We start from the raw sequence: 21,904 nt of genomic DNA on the forward strand, positions 1-21,904 counted from the left end.
GCTAGTCCTTGCGCGTGAGAAGGAATTGCATGACGTCGGTGCGGCCCGCGTCGAACCCGACCTCGCAATAGCAAAGATAGAGCCGCCACATGCGTATGAATCCCTCATCAAAGCCAAGCGTCAGAATCTCTTCCACATGAGCTTCGAATTGCTCGCGCCATCGCCGGAGGGTTTCGGCGTAGTCTTTGCCGAAGGCCAACACCTTGCAGCTCGAAAATCCGGCTCTGTCGGCTGCCCGGGCAAATTGCTCAGGGCTTGGCAGCATTCCACCGGGAAAGATGTACTCGCGGATAACATCGCTGCTATGCCGATAGGCGTTGAAGCGAGCGTCATCGATCGTGATTGACTGCACCACCGCCTGGCCCTCCGGGCGAAGCCTTCGGGATATCTGATCGAAGAACGTGGGCCAGTAGGCTTCTCCGACTGCCTCGAACATCTCGATGGACACGATGGCATCGTAGGTGCCATCCAGATCGCGATAGTCGCGAAGCTCCAGCTTGACACGGTCCGTCAGGGCCGCCTGCTCGACGCGCGACTGGGCCATCGCGAGCTGGGCGGCGGAGATCGTGACGCCGTGCACCCGCACGCCGCGCCTGGCCGCGTGTAACGCGAACCCGCCCCAACCGCACCCGATTTCCAGCACGTGCATGCCTGGCCCTAGCGCGAGCACGTCACAGATATGCGCGTACTTGGCTTCCTGTGCCTCTGCCAGCGACCGTGCGCTGCGACCATCGAAGTATGCTGCGGAGTAGCTCCAGGTTTCGTCGAGCCACAGGGCATAGAACGGATTGCCCAGGTCGTAGTGGGCATGGATGTTCCTTCGGCTGCCGTTGCGCGTGTTCCTGCGGAAAAGATGTCGCAGTTGATACCAGCGGCGGCTCAGCCATCCTCCGTGGACGGTGCCTGACAGGGCCGATTCATTCTCGAGGGCCAGATGCAGCAAGGCGACCAGATCAGGGGTGTCGACCCATCCGGCGCGGTAGGCTTCAGCAAAGCCGATATCCCCAGCGCGCATGACGGCTTCGCATGCGCGCCAGTCCAGCAGCGTCAGCCGAGCCCCCGGCGCCTGATGCGGATCGCCGTAGATCGCCTCCTGCCCGTCCGGCCGTAGTAGCACCAGATGGCCCACGGCCAGGCGGTCGAGCGCGGCCAGGAACATCCTGGCGAATACGGACGTCCGGGACGGCAGCAGGGTGGGGATACAAGGTTGTAGCAGTGCACGCTGGCTGGAAGGCAGGCGGTTCATATGAAGGGGCGATGCCAGACAGAGGTGGAGTTAGCCGACAGGCGGTACTGAAGGTGGTTGCTTTCCATGAAACGGAACCGACATTCGCCACAGACGCAAGGCCTGCCAGTGGATGCGTACAATGACCGCGATAGCAGCCCAGGGCTGGCTTGCCAGGATTGTCATCATGCCCCCCAGCGTCAGAGGTGCTTTGCGGCCACCGATCGACGTACGAAGCACGAGGCCGCCGCTGTCGTCGTAATAGTCAATACCGACGTGCGCTACATCGTCTGTTTCGCGCACCTGAAAGGCGTAGTGTCCTTGCACCGTGTTAAAGGGCGACACATGCAGGCACTTTCGGGTAGCGAGGACGGTGGACGCCTGGATGGCGCCGAGGTCCGGCGCGGTGACAAGGTAGGCGTGGTGATCCCCGAACGTGTTATTCACATCGGCGACAAGCGCCCGCAATGCACCGGCTTTGTCGTAGCAATACCAGAAGCTGACCGGATTGAAGGCGTAGCCGAAGATGCGTGGCGAGGTCTGCAACCAGATCGGTCCGTCGTCTGGCAGCCCCAGGTCAGCCAGACGTGGCCGAATCCATCGGCCGAGCCCGGTGCCATCGCGCGGTCCGTAGTCGCGTGTGTAAAGGCTCACGAGCCGCGGATGGTCGACCCCAAACCACCAACGCCGCAGGTTCGGCAGCGCATCGATGTCGACACGCAGGCAAAAGGTGGGGTACACGAAGCGATGGCGCGCGGGGCGCAGGCGTTCGTGCATGACGCGGCAGCGCAGGAGCCATGCAGCAGGCATCATAGTCGCGACCAGGCTGGCAGGGCGCCGAAGTCGCGGGCCACCCGCAGGGCCGACTTCAGGCCATCTTCGTGAAAGCCGTATCCGGTCCACGCGCCGGCGTACCAGGTCCGTCGTTCGCCTTGCAGAGCGGGCAGCCGTTGCTGTGCCGCAATGGCCGCGAGGTCGAACACGGGATGGGCGTAGTGGAAGCGGCGCAGTTCCGTGCCAGGCGCAGGCTCGCGAAACGCGTTCAGGGTAACGACGACGGGCGAGCGAAACGGCAGCGGCTGCAACTGGTTGAGCAGATAGCTCACACAGACCGCACGTTGAGCGTCACCGTGCTGGCGGCCCAGGTAGTTCCAGGCTGACCATACGCGCTGACGACGAGGCAAAAGCGTGGCGTCTGTGTGCAGGATCGCGACATTGGACGCGTAGCGCACGCTGCCCAGTACATCACGTTCGGCGGGTGATGCGTCGGCTAGCATCCGCAGCGTATCGGGCGCGTGCGTGGCGAACACGATGGTATCGAAGCGTGATGTGCCTTCATCGGTCATGACAGTCACACTGGCTTCATCGCGGCGCACCGCGCGCACGGCAACCCCAAGGCGAACATCATTGAGATGGCTGGCAATCCGGTTCACGTAATGGCGGGCGCCGCCGGCGACGGTGCGCCACTGCGGCCGGTTGCGGACCTGCAGGAGCGCATGATTCATGCAAAAGCGCAGGAACGTCGCGGCAGGGAAGCGCATCACGTCGGCGGTCGCGCAGGACCAGATGGCGGATGCCATGGGCAGCAAGTAGTGCTGACGAAAGGGTTGCCCGTACTGGCCTGCTTGCAGCAGATCTCCCAGAGAGCAGCCGCTGTGTTCAGCGAACGCCAGATGTGTTTGCGCGGCGCCATTGAACCGTACGATGTCCCGGAGCATTCCGAGGAATGTTGGGGAAAACGCGTTGCGTCGCTGCGCGAACACCGTACTCACATTGCTGCCGGCCCATTCGAGGCGCCCATCGTCAAGCGAAACGGCGAAGGACATATCGCTCGCGTGAGAACGCACACCCAGCGCCTCGAACATCGACACGAGATTGGGATAGGTGCGGTCGTTGAACACCAGGAACCCCGTGTCCACGGGACAGGTGAAACCCTCCAGCGTGACGTCAACCGTATTGGTATGCCCGCCCAGATAGTGGCCCGCCTCGAAAAGCGTGACGGCGTGGTCCCGCGAGAGCATCCAGGCGGTCGCCAGGCCCGAAATCCCAGCGCCTACAACGGCAATCCGCAGTCCCTTCTGAGTGACCGAATATGCGCTCACGCTGCACCTTTCTGGCTTTTTTGGCGGTTGTTGATGCGGTTTGGAGCGGGGGTGCTAACATACCCCTACTGTCTCGGAAAGAAGGTTACTGCATAGTAACGAAATTTACAAATGGGTATTTTGGGCAAGCTCAGCTTCAAGGACCAAACCTTTCGCTTACGCGAGGACGCGATTCTGGATGCGACCACGCGCATCCTGGCGGATAAGGGGTTCGACCTGATGACGATGGACGATGTCGCCGGCGAGGTGGGCATATCGAAGCCCATTCTTTATAAGCATTTCAAGTCCAAGGACGACCTCGTGGGCGCTGCGATGATCCGACTCATCGATGGCGCCATCGACTTCCTGGAGCAACTGCCGCAGCAGGAAACCGCAATGGGGCGGTTGCGCGCGCTCCTTGCGTGGGCGCTGCGCGTACGACTGGAAGGTGGCCTGCCGTTCCTGCCATCCACCAGCCCGCATGTGCGCGAAATGCTAACGCACAACCTCGGCTACGTAACGCGCGTATTCAAGCTCAACGGCATCTTGAAGGGGCTGGTAGGCGAGGCAAAAAAGAGTGGCGATCTGGATGCCGCACTGCCAGACGATGTGATTTTGTTCTCCTATTATTCGCGGACGTGTGATCCTGCGGTCGAATACCTGCGTCTATATGCAAAATTGGATGACGAGCGAATCGTCGCGCATATGCTCGATGTGTGTTTCCATGGGATCGCCGCACGCGCCTAGTCGCTAAAAGCCTGCGGGTAATGAAGAGAGCGACACGGTCTTCTCGACCGCTGGGTGAATAGAGCCGGAGACGGCTTCCGACCGAGGCCGTGTGGAAACGTCTCTCGAATCGGACTAATGCGCGTCTCCTCCGGGGCGTAGCCTGTCTTATCGAATTTTCGGCCAATCTGGTCATGGGACGACGCCGTAACGGGTGCGAACAGCGCTAGTGAGCTCCTGAGGGCGATCTTCAGCCCATTTTTTGGGCGCAAATGGGTGCTTACGCACCCACCAGGCGCATTGCCTTCATTGTTTTCGAGAACCCGAGAATTCGAAGGACGCGCTTCAGGTTGTACGCCAGAACATGCAGGCTCATTTCAGTACCTACATTCGGTAGCGTGCGCGTCAGGAAGTGCGTGTAGCCCATCCAATGTTTGAAGGTTCCGAAGACATGCTCGACGGTTCGCCTACGAACCGTCATTGCATCCGGCGTCTTGTCGAGCCGGCGCTGGACGGCCTCCAGCACTTCCTCATGCTCCCATCTGGAGATGCGCCGGTACGGACTCGGCGTGCAGTGAGATCGCATGGTGCACTGAGGACAGGCACTACTCCAATAGCGGCGTAGCTGCAGTCCATGTTCTTCTCTGGTGAAGCGGTATATCGCACGTTCACCGGCGGGACATTGATATTCATCGTCCCGGGCAATGTAGATGAAGTCCGCCCGATCAAATCGACCTCCCGCCTTCGCGCTGGACGTCGTTGGCTTGGGCAAGATGGCAGCAACTCCCGTATCCGCGCATGCCTTGATCTCCTGCGCGCTGAAGTAGCCACGATCAGCTATGGCTTTAAGCCTGGTCTTACCCATCGCATCGCGAGCGGCTCGAGCCATCGAACTCAGTTGCGCCCGATCATTGCCAATATTGGTGACTTCATGAGCGACGATCAGATGGTGCTTGGCATCTACGGCCATCTGTACGTTGTAGCCGACCATTCCGGAGCCCTTGCCACTTGTCGCCATCGAACGCGCATCAGGATCGGTCATCGAGATCTGACCATCTGGAAGTGTCTTGAGCTCTTCCTTTATCTGGCCAAGGCTATGCATCTGCTGACGCAGTTGCGCAATCTTCTCGCGCAGTCGAGTTGTCTTGAGTTCCATCTCCGCCGGCTGCGTGCGATCGGCAGTCTCCAGCGCGCTCAGATACCGCTGGATGCTTTCCTCGATTTGCTGCTGGCGTTTGTCGACTTTGCCAGCCGTGAAATTGCGGTCCCGAGTATTGACTGCCTTGAACTTGCTGCCGTCGATGGCGACCAGGGCCTGCGAGAACAACTTTAAATCGCGGCACAGAACTATGAAACGACGGCAGACATTGCGAATGCCCGTGCTGTTATCCCTGCGGAAGTCTGCAATCGTCTTGAAGTCCGGCGCCAGTCGGCCGGTAAGCCACATCAGTTCTATATTGCGTTGGCACTCGCGCTCCAGACGGCGGCTGGACTGGACTCGGTTGAGGTAGCCATAGATGTAAATCTTCAACAGGACGGCAGGATGATATGAGGGGCGACCTGTAGTCGAAGGATTGGCACCTTCGAACCCGAGCGACTCGAGATCCAACTCTTCAACGAACGCGTCGATGATCCTGGCGGGGTTATCCTCGGCGATGAAATCATCGAGGCATTCTGGAAGCAGCGTAGCTTGCTTGCGGTCTTCTCCCTCTATGAATCGCTTCATCCGGTCCCCCAATCTGAATGCGTTGATCCAGTCTAGGTGATCGAACCGTTTTCACACAGCCTCGACCCATAGCCGCCTTCCGGATTTAGGAGACCGTAATGACCGCTTCCGAGTGCGGCATCAACCGGTCGATGCAACATCTAGAATCTGTGTGAGCAGTGGAGGTGTTGCAAATGAAGCAGAGGCCGAGGATCTATTATTCCGAGACGCAGAAGGCACTCATGTGGGATCGCTGGCGCAAGGGAGATACGATTCATGAGATCGCCAGGTTATTTGATCGCGGGCACTCTTCAGTCCAGAGGATCTTGTCGGACGCGGGAGGCATTCGACCAGCACAACGCCATCGCGCCGCGCGAGCGTTGACGTTTGCCGAGCGTGAGGAGATATCGCGCTCGCTGGCGTTAGGGCTTTCGATTCGGGCCATTGCATCGCGGCTGAATCGCGCTCCGTCTACCATTAGCCGTGAGCTCGAGCGCAATGGGGGCGGCAGAGCTATCGTGCGAGCCAGGCCGATGCACTGGACTGGGAGCGAGCGCGTCGCCCGAAGCTCTGTAAGCTTGTCAGGAACCGGGTGCTGGCGCAGGTCGTCGCCGGCAAGCTGAGGCTGCAGTGGTCCCCAGCATATTCGCAAGCGAAACTCAACGCCGTAGCCAGGCGACTAAACGAGCGCCCTCGCAAGACGTTGAACTTCGATACGCCGGCTGAAAGGTTTCACCAGTACGTTGCATCGACCGGTTGAATCCGCGAGATACAGCCGCCGTTCGCCCGGCATAATCGGCGGACGAACAAAGGGAATAGGCCTGAATCTGCAAGAAGTGAGATAGCTGAGCCAGGATGGTACGTGGAACCGTTGCAGAGCCTGATCCGTGTCTACCATCGATTCACGAAGGCGGAGCCGCAGTGCCGCGCTGAATCAGTGATATAGGCATCTCCGTACGGCCCGGTTCGGTGCCGTCCTGGAGCCATCGCAATAGAGCTTCCGCAGTTTTCTTGCCCAACAAGCTACTTTCCAACGCTACGGTTGTGAGGCCCGGCGTGACCTCAGCCGAAATCGGCAAGTTATCGCAGCCAACGATCGAAAGCTCGTCAGGTACTTTGAGGTTTAGCGCTGTTGCCTCGAACAGACAGCCGAGCGCTAGGACGTCATTGCCACAAAAGACCGCCGTTGGCCTGGTCGATGCATCGCGAAGTATGTTTCGCAATCCGGTACGGCCTCCGGCAAACGAGTAAGGCTGCTCGCAGGCCGCGCCCGGAATGATTTCGGCACGCAGAGCGCGCAAAGTATTGACGAAGCCTTCAGTGCGTAATCGTGCGCGATCGTTGTTCCGCGAGATACCAGAAATCATGCCGAAGTGCCGATGCCCAAGATCGAACAGGTATCTGGCCGCGAGCGCTCCGATTTCAAAGTTATCGAACCCAATGCAAGGGTAGTCGTTCGACAACGCCCAAGTGATAATAGTCCGCGTGCCCGATTGCCGTAGGACTGAAAGCGTTTCAGGAGCGTGGTCGGCGCCGACAAGAACCATGGCATCGACGGCGCGCTCCGACAATGCACGGACGACATCTATCTCGGTTTGAGGGTCGTAGTTGTGGGAGCCAAGAAGGAGTTGGTAGCCGTTCGCGGCCAACACACCCTGCATCCCCTGGATGGCATGCGAGAAGATGGCGTTGTCCAGAGTGGGCACAACCGCTGCGATGGTGCGGGATCGACCGGAAGCTAACGTCCGGGCAGAAGCGTCGGGGACATATCCCAGTGCCTGAATGGCATGCCGTACGCGCGCCAAAGTATCTTCACGCACCAACGAAGGTGAGGAGAGTGTCCGCGAGACTGTCGCCATGGAGACGCCGGCTAGCCTCGCTACATCTTCAAGTTTCGTTTTAGGCACTTTCATTGCTCCCCGTCCAGTGCCCTATTGTCGCCCATCTCTGCGGGGTGCTGTAGCGACTACAACTCAGGTGCAGACAAACCTCGGGGAAAACCCTTTCTTGCGGTCCGTCGTGTACGAGCTATTCTTTGCATGAAAGCGCTTTCATTCAAAAAAACCACCGGCTTGGGGAGGCGGTCGGAAAAAATGAAAGCGCTTACATTCCTATACCCAACCTGAGGACTTGCAGAAATGATCTCGTATCTGAAAAAAGCGGAAAAGACGCCCCAGACCGAAACGGCGACGGCACAGAAGGTTGTGACAGAGATGCTTGCCGAGATTCAGGCGCGCGGTGAAGACGCCGTGCGTCAGTACGCCAAACAACTCGACGGCTGGAGTGGCGACATTGTGCTTACGCCCGATCAGATCCGAGAGCAGACCAAGGACGTGCCGGCAGGCGTGCGCGCCGACATCGACTTCGCCATTCGGCAGGTCACCGACTTCGCACTGGCGCAGCGCGAATCCCTGAAAGAGTTCTCCGTGGAACTCCATCCGGGCGTCACTGCGGGACAACGCGTGCTGCCAGTCAATGTGGTCGGCTGCTACGCGCCCGCCGGGCGTTATGCGCACATCGCATCAGCGTATATGGGCGTGGCGACGGCCAAGGCTGCCGGTGTCAAGACTGTCGTCGCGTGCTCGAGCCCGTTCCGCGGACAAGGCATCCATCCGCGCGTCCTTTACGCCTTCCAGGCGGCAGGCGCGGACGTCGTCATGGCACTGGGCGGGGTGCAGGCGATCGCATCCATGGCCTATGGTCTCTTCACTGGCAAGCCGGCCGATGTGGTGGTGGGCCCTGGCAACAAGTTCGTGGCAGAGGCCAAGCGGACCCTCTACGGCCAAGTCGGCATTGACGTGTTCGCCGGGCCGTCGGAAGTCGCCGTCATCGCCGATGAGACGGCCGACCCGGCCATCGTCGCCAGCGATCTTGTCGGACAAGCCGAGCACGGCCATGAATCGCCTGCCTGGCTGTTCACCACTTCGCGCGATCTGGCCGACCGTGTCATGGCGCTGGTTCCGGAACTGATTGCCAAGCTTCCCCCGACCGCCCGCGATGCCGCCACCGCCGCCTGGAGAGACTACGGCGAGGTGATCCTGTGCGGCACCCGGGAAGAGGTGGTGGAGATCTCCGACCGTTATGCCTCCGAGCATCTGGAAGTCCACACAGCGGATCTCGACTGGTGGCTGGCGAATCTGACCTGCTACGGCTCGCTCTTCCTCGGTGAGGAAACCACCGTGGCGTTCGGCGACAAAACCAGTGGGCCCAACCACGTGCTTCCGACCAAGGGCGCCGCGCGTTACTCCGGCGGACTGTCCGTGCACAAGTTCATGAAGACGCTAACGTGGCAACAAATGACGCGTGAAGCGACCCGCCAGATCGGCCAGGTGACAGCTCGCATCTCGCGGCTCGAAGGCATGGAAGCGCACGCCCGTACCGCGGATGACCGCATGGCGAAGTACTTCCCGAACGCGTCCTTCGAAATGGGCACGCCGGTGGAGGTGTAACGATGACCGGACTGCAAAATGCAGGGAGGCTTGTGCCTGATCTTTCAGGACGGCAGGCGCTCGTGACAGGTGGCAGCTCCGGGATCGGAGAGGCCATTGCCACCGCGATGGGCCAGGCTGGCGCGCGAGTGATTCTCGCGGCGAGACGCCAGTCCCAGCTCGATGCTGCGGCATCCCGCCTCGACGCCATGGGAATCGCAGTCGATACACACGTATTTGACGTATCCGATCTCGATGCCATTCCGGCTGCAGCAGGCGCTCTGCAACAGCAACATGGCACGATCGATATCCTCGTCAATGCGGCGGGAATGAACCTGCGTGAAACGTATGCAAGCGTCACGCCGTCTTCGTGGCGGCTTCAACTCGATACCCATCTCGGTGCGCCATTCTTCCTGACGCAGGCGCTGGCACCCGCGATGCAGACTCAGGGGTGGGGACGCATACTGAATATCGCTTCCCTGCAGTCATACCGTGCCTTCGCCAATAGCGCGCCGTATGGCGCGGCAAAAGGCGGCATCGTCCAACTCACGCGAGCGATTGCCGAAGAGTGGTCTCGACACGGGATCACATGCAACGCCATTGGTCCGGGCTTCTTCCCGACAGCGCTGACCGGTCCTGTGTTCGCGGATGCCGGTCTTACGGAGTATCACGCCAGCCGTACTTGTATCGGGCGCAACGGCGAGCTTGCGGACCTGCACGGGTTGGTCGCCTTCCTGGCTAGCGACATGGCAGCGTACATCACCGGCCAGACCTTCATGGTGGACGGAGGCTACACGGCGCGGTAAGTAAAGCGGTAACCCACAAGGGCAGCGCGCGGCAAAAGTCCTCACCGCTGCCCGTACCCAAAATAGCGCCTCTGAGGCGCAACCACGGGACAAGACCGAATTAGGAGACAAGCATGACGAAGCAGGCAACGGCGGCGCAGTCCGCACAGGACGCGGCGCGAAAACTGCGGCAGGTTGTTACGTCGAGCACGATTGGCGCGATGGTTGAGTGGTACGACTTTTTCCTTTACGGGGTGGTAGCCGGCCTTGTGTTCAACAAGCTGTATTTCCCTTCAGCGGATCCCGTGGTAGGCACGCTGCTCGCCTATGCAACCTTCGCGGCGGGCTTTGTGGCGCGGCCACTCGGGGGCGTGATCTTCGGACACTTCGGCGATACCCTCGGTCGCAAGCGCATGCTGGTGCTGACGCTGATGATCATGGGTGTCGCGACTACCGCCATTGGCCTGATTCCCACCTATCAGCAGATTGGTGTCTGGGCGCCGATCCTGCTGCTGGTATGTCGGGTTGCGCAGGGGATTGGCCTCGGTGGCGAGTGGGGCGGCGCGGTACTGATGACCTTCGAGAGCGCGCCAAGCCACCGTCGCGGATTCTTTGCGAGTCTGCCGCAGACTGGCATGTCCCTCGGGCTGGTACTGGCAAGCGGTGTCATTGCAATCTTGTCACTGCTGTTGTCAGATAAGGACTTCCTCGCATGGGGCTGGCGCATTGCTTTCATGCTTAGCGCAGTGATGGTCTTGATCGGTTCGTACATGCGCTCACATGTGGAGGAATCTCCGGAATTCGCGGCTGCCCAACATGACCACGAAGAAGCCCCCGGACTTCCATTCCTGGCCATGCTTCGTCGCTATCCCGCCGTTGTGCTTGCCTGCATGGGCGCTCGCTTCATCGATGGCGTCTTCTTCAATGTGTTTGGTGTGTTCTCGCTGGCCTACCTCACGCAGACGTTGAAGCTCTCCCGTGATCAAGCGTTGCTGGGCGTGCTGATCGGTGCCGGTGTGATGACGTTCTTCATTCCGCTGTGGGGCGCCGTGTCCGACCGTGTCGGGCGGCCCATCGTCTACGGTACTGGCGCGCTGCTCGCAGGTCTTTCGGCCTTCCCGGCATTCTGGCTGATGCAACATTCCGGGGGCAATGTGCTGCTGGTGTGGGCGGCGATCATCATTCCGTTCGGTATCTTTCACGCGGCGGTATTCGGCACGATGTCGTCGATGTTCTCAGAAGTGTTCGATCCTCGCGTTCGTTATACCGGCATTTCCTTTGTCTATCAGTTTGCCGGGGTGTTTGCGGGAGGTCTGACGCCGATCATCGCCACCTGGCTTAACGCCAAGGCGGACGGGGAGCCCTGGTATCTGTGCGCATACGTGCTGGGAGTCGGCATCATGAGCGCCGCCTGCACGATGTGGATTGCCTTTCGGTCGGCGCACGCCAACCGCGTAAGCCTGGCGCCGTCGAAGGTCCATGGCTAACGCGCTGCTTCGCTTCATCACCTGCATTAACACCCGATTCAGGATTAGGTACACCCATGAAAGCCATCGTCTATACCCAACCGGACGCCGTCGAGGTACTGGACCGAGACATGCCGGACCTGGAGCCAGGTGAGATTCTGTTGCGCATCGATGCCAGCGGCATTTGCGGCTCGGATCTCCACGCCTACCATGGTCACGATCCCCGTCGCAAGCCAGGGCTGGTGCTCGGCCATGAGTTCGCGGGTACTGTCATTGCCTCTTCCGATGAAGCTCGCATGCCCGTCGGTCAGCGTGTGACAGCGAACCCACTCGTTACATGCGGTCACTGTGACTACTGCCTCCAGGGACGTGACAATCTCTGCGCCAATCGCGGCATGGTTGGCATGAACCGGCCCGGCGCGCTGTCGGAGTATCTTGCGATCCCGATTCGCTGCGCAATTCCGATTCCTGACACGCTGCCGAGCGTCAGCGCAGCGCTGACCGAGCCAGCGGCTACCGCGCTTCATGCCGTCAACCTCACGATGCGAGCGATGAGTCGGCCCTTGCCGGAGGTGAGCGTGCTGATCATCGGCGGCGGAGCAATTGGCATGCTGACCGCTGCCCTAGTGACGTCTTACGGCTGCAAACGTGTCTGCGTCGCAGAGACCAATGCCCTCCGACAGGCGTCGGTAAGCCGGCATCTTGGATGCGAGGTGATCGATCCAACGGTCAGTCCGCCACCCGAATCCGCGTTCGACGTTGTCATTGATGCGGTTGGTGCCGCTCCAACCCGGAACCTTGCCATTGCCGCGACGCGACCTGGGGGTGTTGTCATGCATATCGGCTTGCAGGCGTGGTCGAGCGAGATCGATATGCGCAAACTGACCCTTGCCGAGTTGACGCTGCTGGGAACTTACACCTACACGATGTCCGACATGCACGCCACAGTTCGGGCACTGGAGCAAGGCAATTTTGGCTCGCTGGAGTGGGTAGAGACCCGTTCCTTGGCAGATGGCCCGGCCGCCTTTGCTGATCTCGCTGCGGGTCGTGTGGCGGCGGGGAAGGTTGTATTGATTCCTGAGCTCGCCTAAGACGGCACCCAACCCGTAACGACATACGCAACAGTAATTTTTTTACCCAGCCAACTCATATATATGAGCTAGTTGACATGGAGTTGGCTACCTAATATTTATTTCATCGACGACCGACACGAAGGAGACAAAGATGATTCACGTAGTACTGCATGACGCCAAGGACACCGTCGCGGTGGCTGTGGTCGAGGGGATTGAGCCGGGCACCAAGCTGAACGCCTGGATCATGGACGAGGACAAGGTCATCACCGTTACCGCGCTCCAGCCGATCCCCATCGGCCACAAGGTTGCGCTGCGCGACATGGACGTGAACGAGACGGTTTACAAGTACGGCATTGACATCGGCAAGGTTGTCGCGCCGATCAAGGCTGGTGAACACGCTCACGTTCACAACATCAAGACCAAGCGCTGGTAAGCAGTACCACCGCATCCCTCCGAATCCACCTTTAATCAAAGCATCCGAGGACCACGTCATGTCCGTTATTGACCAAAACACCACTTTCTGGGGCTACCGCCGCGACAACGGTCGCGTGGGCGTTCGCAACCACGTCATCATCCTTCCGCTGGATGACCTGTCCAATGCCGCCGCCGAAGCCGTCGCTGTTGCCATCAAGGGCACGATGGCTATCCCTCATCCGTACGGCCGCCTGCAGTTCGGTCCGGACCTCGATCTGCACTTCCGCACCTTGATTGGCGCGGGCAGCAACCCGAACGTTGCTGCGGTAGTAGTGATCGGTATCGAAGACGGGTGGACGAAGAAAGTCGTTGATGGCATCGCCAAGACCGGCAAACCGGTGGTTGGCTTTGGCATCGAGGGCCACGGCGACCACGAAACCATCATGCGGGCGTCGAAAGCGGCGAAGGAATTCGTGCAATACGCCACGACGCTGCAACGCGTGGAGTGCCCGATCAGCGAACTGTGGGTGTCGACCAAGTGCGGCGAGTCGGACACCACTTCCGGTTGCGGTGCCAACCCGACCGTCGGCAATGCCTTTGACAAGCTCCATCCGCTTGGTACCACGCTGGTGTTCGGCGAGACCTCGGAGCTGACTGGCGGCGAGCACATCGTCGCCGCCCGTTGCGCCAACGATGACGTGCGCAATAAGTTCATGGAAATGTTCGAGCGCTACCAGGGCATGATCGACCGCTGGAAGACCTCGGACCTGTCCGAGTCCCAGCCGACCAAGGGAAATATTGCCGGCGGCTTGACCACCATCGAAGAGAAAGCGCTCGGCAACATCCAGAAGATCGGTAAGAAGTGCACCGTCGATGGCGTATTGGATAAGGCCGAAGAGCCGACCCATCCGGGCCTCTGGTTCATGGACTCATCATCAGCCGCAGCCGAAATGGTCACGCTCTGCGCCGCCGCCGGCTACGTCGTCCACTTCTTCCCGACCGGCCAAGGCAACGTGATTGGCAACCCAATCGTCCCCGTGATCAAGCTGTGCGCCAACCCGCGTACGGTGCGTCTCATGAGCGAGCACATGGACGTGGACTGCTCGGGGCTGCTGCAACGCGAACAGACGCTGGACCAGACTGGCGACAAGCTGCTCGAGTGCATGCTGGAGACTGTCAATGGCCGCTGGACCGCGGCCGAAGCGCTCGGCCACCGTGAGTTCGTGCTGACCCGCATCCACGAGTCCGCGTAACGCAGCCGCCTGCATCAGTGAAGATGTGAATCCCTTCGCAGGGCAGGCGCTGACGCCCCGCTTCGACTTACGAACGAGCCAAGCAAATCCGGCAAGCACAACAGCCTGACCGAGATTCCTAATGGCGCCCGGGCGCTGATCGTTGTATGGCCTCCCAGCGGTGCGGGGCTGCTGTCTGCGCGGGAGCACACACGGTAGTCGGTCTTTCGGCGTCAGGGACTGTATCGATGTCGACGCCGGCCGCCAGCCGTGGTGCTCCGCAAGACTTACTGGTCGAGGAAGCTTCGCTAGGCATGAACGCGGAAGATCCTAGGCACGCACCGAAGATTGGTGATGGAAGAGTAAAGCGCAGAGCGGCCTCGAAGCTCCCGATAAGCTATGAGCGTTAGCTCGTGGGTTTAGGCGGGCTGTCGATGTCGAGTGCTGAAGTTTCCCATTCCGAATGGGCCTGCGACAGACGGGCTGATGACAACAATGGAGACGGAACAATGGATCGACGCTTGACCTGCAGCGGGCGCAGGCGCTTTTCCTGCGCCCTCTCTGCCTTGACTGCGGCAATAGCCCTGTCTGGGTTGAGTCCTATTAGGGCCGCGGCACAAAGAAATGCCGCGACAAACTACCCGGAAAAGCCCATACGGTATGTCGTTCCATTCGCGGCCGGCGGACTCACCGATCTCATCGCGCGCCTGGTAGGCCAGCAATTAGCGGAGGAGTGGAAGAAGCCGATCATTGTCGACAACAAGCCGGGAGGCAACGCGAACATCGGCGCAGACCAGGGAGCCAAGGCGCCTCCGGACGGCTACACATGGCTTGCAGTGACGCTAACACACGCGTCGAATGTCACGCTGTTTCCCACGCTGCCGTTCAATATGCAGAAGGATCTGGTGCCAGTGGTGCGCGTGGCATCGTCCCCCATGGTTGTCGTGGTGCCGGCAAATTCGCCGATCACATCGCTGAAAGACTTGGCCGTCGGGGCTCAGAAATCGCGGCTGAATGCTGGCTCCAGCGGGAACGGAACGCCACCGCACTTAACCCTCGCGCTGTTCGAAAGCCAGAGCAAGACGAGCTTCACCCATGTGCCATACAAGGGCGGTGCGCCGTCGATGACGGATCTGATCGGCGGCCAGATCGACGTGGTCTTCTCCAATTTCCCAGAGTCGCTGGCATTTGTGAAGTCTGGCAAGCTGCGCGCATTGGCGGTGACCACGCGCGAGCGTCATCCGCTGCTGCCTGATGTGCCAGCCGTAGCTGAGGCAGGCTATCCGGACTTGATTGTCGAAAACTGGACCGGTTTGATGATGCCCGCGGGTACGCCTCGCACTATTGTCGACAAGGTTGCCACCTCCGTCTCCCGCATGTTGGCATCTGAAACCGTACGCAATCGTATTATCGCGGCGGGCTTTACGCCGGCACCTCAGGACGGGCCGCCGTTCGCTGAGTACTTTAGCTCGGAAGTGACGCGGTGGGCAAAGCTCATTAAAGAGAAGCACATAAGAGTTGAGTGAAAGGCAAGTCGCCGGTAACTAAGGAGCAAGGCTGGCCGGGAAGCCGGTCTGTTGCTGAGGCTTAACGTAATCACGACAGGAAATTAACGTGCACATCGGCATCCCGCAGGAAACACGAGTCGGCGAGACTCGAATCGCCGCCACCCCGGAGACGGTGAAGATGTATGTCGCACAGGGCCACAAGGTCACAGTGCAGTCCGGCGCCGGCTTGCGCGCCAGCTTGCCCGACGGCACCTACGAAAGCGCTGGCGCCCACATCGGCACGGCGGCCCAAGCCTTCGGCGCGGAACTCGTTCTGAAGGTCCGCTCGCCGGACGAAGACGAACTGGCGCAGATGAAGCCGGGTGCCGTGCTGGTGGGCATGCTCAATCCGTTCGATGCCGAAAACAAGGCGCGCATGGCGGCTGCCGGCATCACGGCATTCGCGCTCGAAGCTGCGCCGCGCACCACGCGCGCGCAGAGCATGGACGTGCTCTCCTCGCAGGCCAATATCGCAGGCTACAAGGCCGTGCTTGTGGCCGCGCACTACTACCAGCGCTTCATGCCGATGCTGATGACCGCCGCGGGCACCGTAAAGGCGGCGCGCGTGCTGATCCTCGGCGCCGGCGTGGCCGGCCTGCAGGCCATCGCCACGGCCAAACGCCTGGGCGCGGTGATCGAGGCGTCCGACGTGCGCCCGGCGGTGAAGGAGCAGATCGAATCGCTCGGCGGCAAGTTCCTGGACGTGCCGTTCATCACCGATGAAGAGCGCGAAATCGCGCAGGGCGTGGGCGGCTATGCCCGGCCGATGCCGCCGGACTGGATGCGCCGCCAGGCCGAATTGGTGCACGAGCGCGCCAGGCAGGCCGACATCATCATCACCACCGCGCTGATCCCCGGTCGCCAGGCACCCGTGCTGCTGCAGGAAGCGACCGTGCGGGAGATGAAACCGGGCTCGGTGGTGGTGGATCTCGCGGCCGCGCAAGGCGGCAACTGCCCGCTGACCGTGGCCGATGAAGTGGTCGAGCGCCATGGGGTGACCTTCGTCGGTCACACCAACCTGGCCAGCATGGTCGCGGCCGACGCCTCGGCGCTCTATGCCCGCAACGTGCTGGACTTTCTCAAGCTGGTCATCGACAAGGAGGGCCAGTTCACGCTGAACCTCGAAGATGACATCGTCGCCGCCTGCCTGATGACACGGCGGGAAGAAGAGGCATTGGCCTGTTAAGGAGAGTTCGATGGAAATGGTGAACCACACGGTGATCAATCTGATCATCTTCGTGCTGGCGATCTACGTGGGCTACCACGTGGTCTGGACAGTCACGCCCGCCCTGCATACGCCGCTGATGGCGGTAACCAATGCGATCTCGGCCATCATCATCGTCGGCGCCATGCTGGCGGCCGGCCTGACCGAAGGCGGCGTGGGCCGCACCATGGGCACGCTGGCCGTGGCACTGGCCGCGGTCAATGTGTTCGGCGGCTTCCTGGTCACGCAGCGCATGCTCGAGATGTTCCGCAAGAAGGCGCCCAAGGTGAAAGCCGAAGGCAACGCGAAGGCCCCGCATGCCGGCGGCGAACTGGTGGAGATGCCGCGATGAATGCCCTGTTCATGAATATGGTGACACTGTTCTACCTGGGTGCGTCGGTCTGCTTCATCCAGGCATTGAAGGGCCTGTCGCATCCGGCTTCGGCCCGCAAGGGGAACGCCTTCGGTATGATCGGTATGGCGGTAGCAGCGCTTACCACGGTGGCGCTGATCGCCAAGCTCAAGAGCGAGTTCCTCGCGGCTGGCGCTGGCACGGGTGCAGGTTCCGGCCTGGCGCTGATTCTCGCGGGGCTGGTCGTTGGCGGCGGCATCGGCGCCTATGTGGCGAAGAAGGTCGAGATGACCAAGATGCCCGAACTGGTCGCGGCCATGCACTCGCTGATCGGCATGGCCGCGGTGTGCATCGCGGTGGCAGCCGTGGCGGAGCCAGCAGCCTTTGGCATCGCGGCGGCGGGCTCACACGAGATCCCGATGGGCAACCGTATCGAGCTGTTCATCGGCTGCTTCGTCGGCGCCATCACTTTCTCCGGTTCGGTGATCGCGTTCGGCAAGCTGGCCGGGCGCTACAAGTTCCGCCTGTTCCAGGGTGCACCGGTCGTGTTCGCGGGCCAGCACATGCTGAACCTGGCGCTGGCCGTCGCCATGGTCGGCTTCGGCATCGCGTTCTTCATGACGCAGGAATGGCTGCCGTTCCTGGTCATGCTGGCCATCGCCTTCGTGCTGGGCGTGCTGATCATCATTCCGATCGGCGGCGCCGACATGCCGGTGGTGGTGTCGATGCTGAACTCCTACTCGGGCTGGGCGGCGGCGGGCATCGGCTTCTCGCTGAACAACCCGATGCTGATCATCGCCGGCTCGCTGGTGGGTTCGTCCGGTGCCATCCTCTCGTACATCATGTGCAAGGCGATGAACCGCTCGTTCTTCAACGTGATCCTGGGCGGCTTCGGCGGTGACGGGGCGGCAGCCGGCGCAGTCGGCGCACAGGCCCAGCGCAACGTGAAGTCCGGCTCCGCCGACGACGCAGCGTTCCTGATGGGCAATGCCGAGACGGTCATTATCGTGCCGGGCTACGGTCTGGCCGTCGCCCGTGCCCAGCACGCGCTGAAGGAACTGACGGAGAAGCTGCACGAAAAGGGCGTGACCGTGAAGTACGCGATCCACCCGGTGGCGGGCCGCATGCCGGGCCACATGAACGTGCTGCTGGCCGAAGCCGAAGTGCCCTACGACCAGGTCTTCGAAATGGAAGACATCAACAGCGAGTTCGGCCAGGCCGACGTGGTGCTGGTGCTGGGCGCCAACGACGTGGTGAACCCGGCGGCCAAGACTGATCCGAGGTCGCCGATCGCGGGCATGCCGATCCTGGAGGCGTACAAGGCCAAGACCATCATCGTGAACAAGCGGTCGATGGCCGCCGGCTACGCCGGGCTGGACAACGAACTGTTCTATATGGACAAGACCATGATGGTGTTCGGCGACGCCAAGAAGGTGGTCGAGGACATGTTTAAGGCAGTGGCAGATCGTCCGTAGCGTCGGGCACGATCGTGTCGCCCAAGACATTGGCAACGGCAGCCGCCCATTGGTCTATAAAGGTGGCCGAATACTCGATGCCTTCGCGCTCGGCTAGCTCGGCGACGTAGTCAGCGGTCTTCGTCACATGTGGACCAGTTAGAGGCAGGGGCGACAGGCCATGTCCCGTCGCCTTTTATGCCATGGCCGAAGTCGCAAATAGGGATTCAATCACACGTGGCGACGCCAAGTCTTCGTCGAATAGGGGGCCTGTCGCTGGTTGCGGCAGCTCAGGAAAGCGCTCGTTCGCCGAGCGTAGATCGCTGGCTGTCAGTGGCCGAACTCAGTCTGAAAGTGGGCGCCGGTTCTCGCCTTTTGACCTCTCTCCAGCGCCGATGGTCGGCTCCAGATCACGGACTGACGTTTCCACGCAAAAGAGCCATTTGATGCGTTTACTTGGAAACTTCACATCGAAGCCAGCGGAAGGGGGGCTGGCGCCCGCCGCCCATCTTGCCGGCAGCGGAATGGCCACGACTTCGGGCATCGTCGGCGGTAAGTGACCCTTTGTGTCCATGATCCAGTTATGGCGAATTATGGCGCTGGAATAATTATTGTCCGCCCATAATTTGCACATCATGTGAAATGATGTGTAGGGGACACCTTGTGCTCGCGAATGGCCGCAAACGGAGCCTTCAGTCGGAACCAGCCAGGGCCCCACCGGTCTTTTCCGTTCCGTTGTGTGGTTGGGCGGCAAGGAAATGATGGGCGGCGCTGAACCCCCATCAATCCCGCTGTCGGGATGGGGCCAAGTCGAATGTCCCGTGTTAGCCGATGAGCTTTCGATCCGTGAGGGGGCGGCCGTACCCGACCCCTATGCGCCGTTCGAATCTTCCTCAACACGATGACGGCTATTCGAGTCCAACGGTCATCCGCCCTAATGCTGCTTCGGCAGACGATCGCCATTTCAGTCATTCGGCAATCAGCGCGTCAACGGCAGAAAAGAATCGGAGCAGCTTCACAGGTTGCCATGCCTACGGCCGCTTACCACCGCGGATTTAGCCGACCACCATCCGAAATTACTCTGTTTTCATACTTGTCCGGCGCCATCACCCGGCCACTGGCTCCATTTCCGCCCTGAGCCCCTCCGTAAGGCCGCCCAATACATGACCCGAAGTTCCGAAGACAACTCTGCCTCTTCGATCCTGCATCCAGGGAGGAAGCCGCTCGAGTCAATGCCAATTTCCACCGCCGCAGCTAGACAGATCACCATGCGCCTCGGGCACGCTGAACGCATCTCCGCGCGATAGAGCAAGAGCAGCGCGGCCTGGTAGCCGATACCGTGACGCCTGGACAGATGCCGTGCCTGCCGTGCGGTAGCACCGCGCCAGTCACGCATCTCGCGCAAGATGTCGCCAAGGCGGTCGATCAACCGGTCTTCGCTGCCGATGCGATACCGGACACGAGTTTTCTGCTCCGCCACGACCGGGCGCTCACGGATATCTCGAATGTGAAGAGCAGGCTCGGCGGGCCACCGAAACACATTCACGGGAGAACTCACGCCGGTATGTGGCCGGGCCAGGGAGCGCCGGAGCTTGCTCGTTGCCTGAGGAGGAACTTCTGGATCTTGCCGGTCGACGTCCTGGGAAGGTGGCCGATGACCACCTTCTTCGGCGCCTTGAAGTGCGCCAAGTGGGCACGGCAATGTTCGATCAGTTCGCGCTCGCCGACCCTGGCGCCATCGACGACTTCGACAAAGGCGCATGGCGTCTCTCCCCAACGCTCGTCCGGCTGGGCGACGACGGCTGCCACGCGCACCGCGGGGTGCCGGTAGAGCACCTCCTCCACCTCCAGCGAGTTGATATTCTCTCCGCCGGAAATGATGACGTCCTTGGAACGGTCCCGGATCTGTACATAGCCATCCGGGCAGACGACTGCGAGGTCTCCCGAGTGGAACCAGCCGCCGGCAAAAGCTTCCGCCGTGGCCTCCGGGTTCTTCAGGTAGCCCTTCATCGTCATGTTGCCGCGGAACATGACTTCGCCGATGGTCTTCGCGTCCCACGGCACCGGCACAAGGGTTTCGGGATCCAGCACGGCCATGCCTTCCTGCGCAGTGTAGCGGACGCCCTGCCGTCCTTTCCGTTCCGCCAGCGCATCGATGCCGAGGTCGTCCCATTCGGGCTGCTCCACGCAAACCGCCGCAGGGCCGTAGACCTCGGTCAGCCCGTAGATCTGAGTGATCCTGATCCCCATGCGCAACAGGCCCTCGATCACCGGCATCGGCGGCGGCGCGCCGCCGATGAGTCCGTGGACCGGATGGTCGATGCCCGCCTTCCACGCTTCAGGTGCGTGGGCAAGCATCGCATGCACGATCGGCGCTCCGCAGTAATGCGTGACCTGGTGCTCGCGAATCGCATCGAGCACGGCGGCAGCATCCACCCGCCGCAGGCAGATACTGGTACCGGCGTTGGCCGCCAGCGTCCAGGCGAAGCACCAGCCATTGCAGTGGAACAGCGGCAGCGTCCACAGGAAGACGGCGTGCCGGGGCATGCCCCAGTCGAGCATGTTCGACAGCGCAGCCAGATAGGCGCCGCGATGGTGGTAGACCACGCCCTTGGGGTTGCCCGTGGTGCCGGACGTATAGTTGAGGGCGATGGCCTGCCATTCGTCGACGGGCTCGCCGCCCTCCCAGTGCGGATCGCCCCCGGCCAGGAAGCCCTCGTATTCGATCTCCGCCAGCCTGCGGCCTCCTTCGACGGCGGGATCGATGATGTCAATCACCAGCGGCTTGTCGTCGAGCAGTGCCAGTGCGGCTTGGACTACGTCAGCGTACTCCGTGTCGGTGACCAGCACCTTCGCATCCGCGTGCCTGAGCATAAAGGCGATGGCGGCCGCGTCCAGGCGCACGTTCAGCGTGTTCAGCATGGCGCCGCTCATGGGCACGCCGAAATGCATCTCCAGCATCTCCGGCGTGTTGGCGGCCATCACGGCCACCGTATCGCCAGTCCTGACGCCGGCGGCCACAAGCGCCGACGCGAGGCGGCGGCTGCGGTCCAGCATTGCCCGCCAACTCGTGCGGCGCTCGCCGTAGGCGATGGCTGTACGCTCAGGGTAGACCTCGGCCGTCCTGCGCAGGAAGGAGATCGGCGTCAGGGGCACGAAGTTGACCGGGCTGCGCTCCAACCCATCCGCGTTGTGTTCGACCTGTTCCATGG

General features: G+C 61.2%; 18 protein-coding genes and 2 pseudogenes. 13 read left to right on the forward strand and 7 right to left on the reverse strand.

The genetic code is table 11. The annotated features are described in order from the left end of the window. Position 1 precedes the first annotated feature (1 nt). The 3 genes from K2O51_RS32500 to K2O51_RS32510 are packed head-to-tail and all read right to left on the reverse strand — an operon-like array spanning position 2 to position 3,246. Positions 2 to 1,246: an SAM-dependent methyltransferase gene (locus K2O51_RS32500; RefSeq protein ID WP_011295865.1), complete on the reverse strand. Its 1,245-nt coding sequence runs from the start codon at positions 1,244 to 1,246 to the stop codon at positions 2 to 4. Between the two features lie 30 nt (positions 1,247 to 1,276). Continuing rightward, on the reverse strand, positions 1,277 to 2,002 hold the full coding sequence (locus K2O51_RS32505; RefSeq protein WP_245002026.1) for a DUF1365 domain-containing protein: 726 nt from the start codon (positions 2,000 to 2,002) through the stop codon (positions 1,277 to 1,279). A gap of 32 nt (positions 2,003 to 2,034) precedes the next feature. Then, positions 2,035 to 3,246: an NAD(P)/FAD-dependent oxidoreductase gene (locus K2O51_RS32510; protein WP_166487218.1), complete on the reverse strand. Its 1,212-nt coding sequence runs from the start codon at positions 3,244 to 3,246 to the stop codon at positions 2,035 to 2,037. 192 nt (positions 3,247 to 3,438) lie between these two features. On the opposite strand from K2O51_RS32510, the gene K2O51_RS32515 reads away from it, so the two are divergent. After that, a complete protein-coding gene (locus K2O51_RS32515; RefSeq protein ID WP_011295862.1) occupies positions 3,439 to 4,053 on the forward strand; it encodes a TetR/AcrR family transcriptional regulator in 615 nt (204 codons plus the stop codon). Positions 4,054 to 4,312: 259 nt separating this feature from the next. Here K2O51_RS32515 and K2O51_RS32520 read toward each other — a convergent pair whose 3' ends face one another. Beyond that, entirely contained in the window at positions 4,313 to 5,758 is a 1,446-nt protein-coding gene (locus K2O51_RS32520; RefSeq protein WP_211955797.1) for an IS1182 family transposase, read from the reverse strand. 173 nt (positions 5,759 to 5,931) lie between these two features. On the opposite strand from K2O51_RS32520, the pseudogene K2O51_RS32525 reads away from it, so the two are divergent. Next, a pseudogene (locus K2O51_RS32525) lies at positions 5,932 to 6,377 on the forward strand (transposase); the annotation flags it as partial. 3 nt (positions 6,378 to 6,380) lie between these two features. Further along, positions 6,381 to 6,497, forward strand: a pseudogene (locus K2O51_RS35895) (IS30 family transposase); the annotation flags it as partial. Between the two features lie 142 nt (positions 6,498 to 6,639). Here the strand turns inward: K2O51_RS35895 and K2O51_RS32530 are convergent. Further along, positions 6,640 to 7,650 (reverse strand): LacI family DNA-binding transcriptional regulator, encoded by a 1,011-nt coding sequence (locus K2O51_RS32530; RefSeq protein WP_220632190.1) that lies wholly within the window; start codon positions 7,648 to 7,650, stop codon positions 6,640 to 6,642. Between the two features lie 225 nt (positions 7,651 to 7,875). Between K2O51_RS32530 and hpsN the strand changes: the two genes are divergently transcribed. The 10 genes from hpsN (at position 7,876) to K2O51_RS32580 (ending at position 18,713) form a co-directional block, all read left to right on the forward strand. Further along, positions 7,876 to 9,186 carry a sulfopropanediol 3-dehydrogenase gene (hpsN, locus tag K2O51_RS32535; protein ID WP_220632191.1) on the forward strand — a complete coding sequence of 437 codons (1,311 nt, stop codon included), beginning with the start codon at positions 7,876 to 7,878 and terminating at the stop codon, positions 9,184 to 9,186. 2 nt (positions 9,187 to 9,188) lie between these two features. Further along, entirely contained in the window at positions 9,189 to 9,971 is a 783-nt protein-coding gene (hpsO, locus tag K2O51_RS32540; RefSeq protein ID WP_220632192.1) for a (S)-sulfopropanediol 2-dehydrogenase HpsO, read from the forward strand. A gap of 113 nt (positions 9,972 to 10,084) precedes the next feature. After that, positions 10,085 to 11,437, forward strand: a complete 1,353-nt coding sequence (locus K2O51_RS32545; RefSeq protein ID WP_220632193.1) for an MFS transporter — start codon at positions 10,085 to 10,087, stop codon at positions 11,435 to 11,437. Between the two features lie 56 nt (positions 11,438 to 11,493). Then, positions 11,494 to 12,507 carry a galactitol-1-phosphate 5-dehydrogenase gene (locus K2O51_RS32550; protein ID WP_011295857.1) on the forward strand — a complete coding sequence of 338 codons (1,014 nt, stop codon included), beginning with the start codon at positions 11,494 to 11,496 and terminating at the stop codon, positions 12,505 to 12,507. 133 nt (positions 12,508 to 12,640) lie between these two features. Next, positions 12,641 to 12,922 carry a UxaA family hydrolase gene (locus K2O51_RS32555; RefSeq protein ID WP_011295856.1) on the forward strand — a complete coding sequence of 94 codons (282 nt, stop codon included), beginning with the start codon at positions 12,641 to 12,643 and terminating at the stop codon, positions 12,920 to 12,922. 58 nt (positions 12,923 to 12,980) lie between these two features. Further along, on the forward strand, positions 12,981 to 14,156 hold the full coding sequence (locus K2O51_RS32560) for a UxaA family hydrolase (RefSeq protein WP_011295855.1): 1,176 nt from the start codon (positions 12,981 to 12,983) through the stop codon (positions 14,154 to 14,156). 488 nt (positions 14,157 to 14,644) lie between these two features. Beyond that, a complete protein-coding gene (locus tag K2O51_RS32565; RefSeq protein ID WP_220632194.1) occupies positions 14,645 to 15,661 on the forward strand; it encodes a Bug family tripartite tricarboxylate transporter substrate binding protein in 1,017 nt (338 codons plus the stop codon). 88 nt (positions 15,662 to 15,749) lie between these two features. Beyond that, positions 15,750 to 16,868, forward strand: coding sequence for a Re/Si-specific NAD(P)(+) transhydrogenase subunit alpha (locus tag K2O51_RS32570; protein ID WP_220632195.1), 1,119 nt, complete (start codon positions 15,750 to 15,752; stop codon positions 16,866 to 16,868). A gap of 10 nt (positions 16,869 to 16,878) precedes the next feature. Then, positions 16,879 to 17,238: an NAD(P) transhydrogenase subunit alpha part 2 gene (locus K2O51_RS32575; RefSeq protein ID WP_011295852.1), complete on the forward strand. Its 360-nt coding sequence runs from the start codon at positions 16,879 to 16,881 to the stop codon at positions 17,236 to 17,238. Continuing rightward, positions 17,235 to 18,713 (forward strand): NAD(P)(+) transhydrogenase (Re/Si-specific) subunit beta, encoded by a 1,479-nt coding sequence (locus K2O51_RS32580; RefSeq protein WP_220632196.1) that lies wholly within the window; start codon positions 17,235 to 17,237, stop codon positions 18,711 to 18,713. Before K2O51_RS32575 ends, K2O51_RS32580 begins: the two co-directional genes overlap by 4 nt. Here K2O51_RS32580 and K2O51_RS32585 read toward each other — a convergent pair. Together K2O51_RS32585 and K2O51_RS32590 are read right to left on the reverse strand one after the other, a co-directional pair. Continuing rightward, positions 18,688 to 18,840 (reverse strand): hypothetical protein, encoded by a 153-nt coding sequence (locus tag K2O51_RS32585; protein ID WP_166487195.1) that lies wholly within the window; start codon positions 18,838 to 18,840, stop codon positions 18,688 to 18,690. The genes K2O51_RS32580 and K2O51_RS32585 overlap by 26 nt on opposite strands. Positions 18,841 to 20,246: 1,406 nt before the next feature. Next, the gene (locus K2O51_RS32590; protein WP_011296165.1) at positions 20,247 to 21,902 is read right to left on the reverse strand and encodes an acyl-CoA synthetase; all 1,656 of its coding nucleotides are present in this window, start codon (positions 21,900 to 21,902) and stop codon (positions 20,247 to 20,249) included. Between the last annotated feature and the right edge of the window lie 2 nt (positions 21,903 to 21,904).

The organism is Cupriavidus pinatubonensis, from assembly GCF_019602855.1.
GTDB classification, from domain to species: domain Bacteria; phylum Pseudomonadota; class Gammaproteobacteria; order Burkholderiales; family Burkholderiaceae; genus Cupriavidus; species Cupriavidus pinatubonensis.

Coding starts and splice junctions, on each gene's coding strand:
- K2O51_RS32530 (WP_220632190.1), bottom strand. CDS start 7,650: ATGAAAGTGCCTAAAACGAAACTTGAAGATGTAGCGAGGCTAGCCGGC.
- K2O51_RS32500 (WP_011295865.1), bottom strand. CDS start 1,246: ATGAACCGCCTGCCTTCCAGCCAGCGTGCACTGCTACAACCTTGTATC.
- K2O51_RS32505 (WP_245002026.1), bottom strand. CDS start 2,002: ATGCACGAACGCCTGCGCCCCGCGCGCCATCGCTTCGTGTACCCCACC.
- hpsO (WP_220632192.1), top strand. CDS start 9,189: ATGACCGGACTGCAAAATGCAGGGAGGCTTGTGCCTGATCTTTCAGGA.
- K2O51_RS32580 (WP_220632196.1), top strand. CDS start 17,235: ATGAATGCCCTGTTCATGAATATGGTGACACTGTTCTACCTGGGTGCG.
- K2O51_RS32515 (WP_011295862.1), top strand. CDS start 3,439: ATGGGTATTTTGGGCAAGCTCAGCTTCAAGGACCAAACCTTTCGCTTA.
- K2O51_RS32510 (WP_166487218.1), bottom strand. CDS start 3,246: ATGCTCTCGCGGGACCACGCCGTCACGCTTTTCGAGGCGGGCCACTAT.
- K2O51_RS32565 (WP_220632194.1), top strand. CDS start 14,645: ATGGATCGACGCTTGACCTGCAGCGGGCGCAGGCGCTTTTCCTGCGCC.
- K2O51_RS32520 (WP_211955797.1), bottom strand. CDS start 5,758: ATGAAGCGATTCATAGAGGGAGAAGACCGCAAGCAAGCTACGCTGCTT.
- K2O51_RS32550 (WP_011295857.1), top strand. CDS start 11,494: ATGAAAGCCATCGTCTATACCCAACCGGACGCCGTCGAGGTACTGGAC.
- K2O51_RS32545 (WP_220632193.1), top strand. CDS start 10,085: ATGACGAAGCAGGCAACGGCGGCGCAGTCCGCACAGGACGCGGCGCGA.
- K2O51_RS32590 (WP_011296165.1), bottom strand. CDS start 21,902: ATGGAACAGGTCGAACACAACGCGGATGGGTTGGAGCGCAGCCCGGTC.
- K2O51_RS32575 (WP_011295852.1), top strand. CDS start 16,879: ATGGAAATGGTGAACCACACGGTGATCAATCTGATCATCTTCGTGCTG.
- hpsN (WP_220632191.1), top strand. CDS start 7,876: ATGATCTCGTATCTGAAAAAAGCGGAAAAGACGCCCCAGACCGAAACG.
- K2O51_RS32555 (WP_011295856.1), top strand. CDS start 12,641: ATGATTCACGTAGTACTGCATGACGCCAAGGACACCGTCGCGGTGGCT.
- K2O51_RS32560 (WP_011295855.1), top strand. CDS start 12,981: ATGTCCGTTATTGACCAAAACACCACTTTCTGGGGCTACCGCCGCGAC.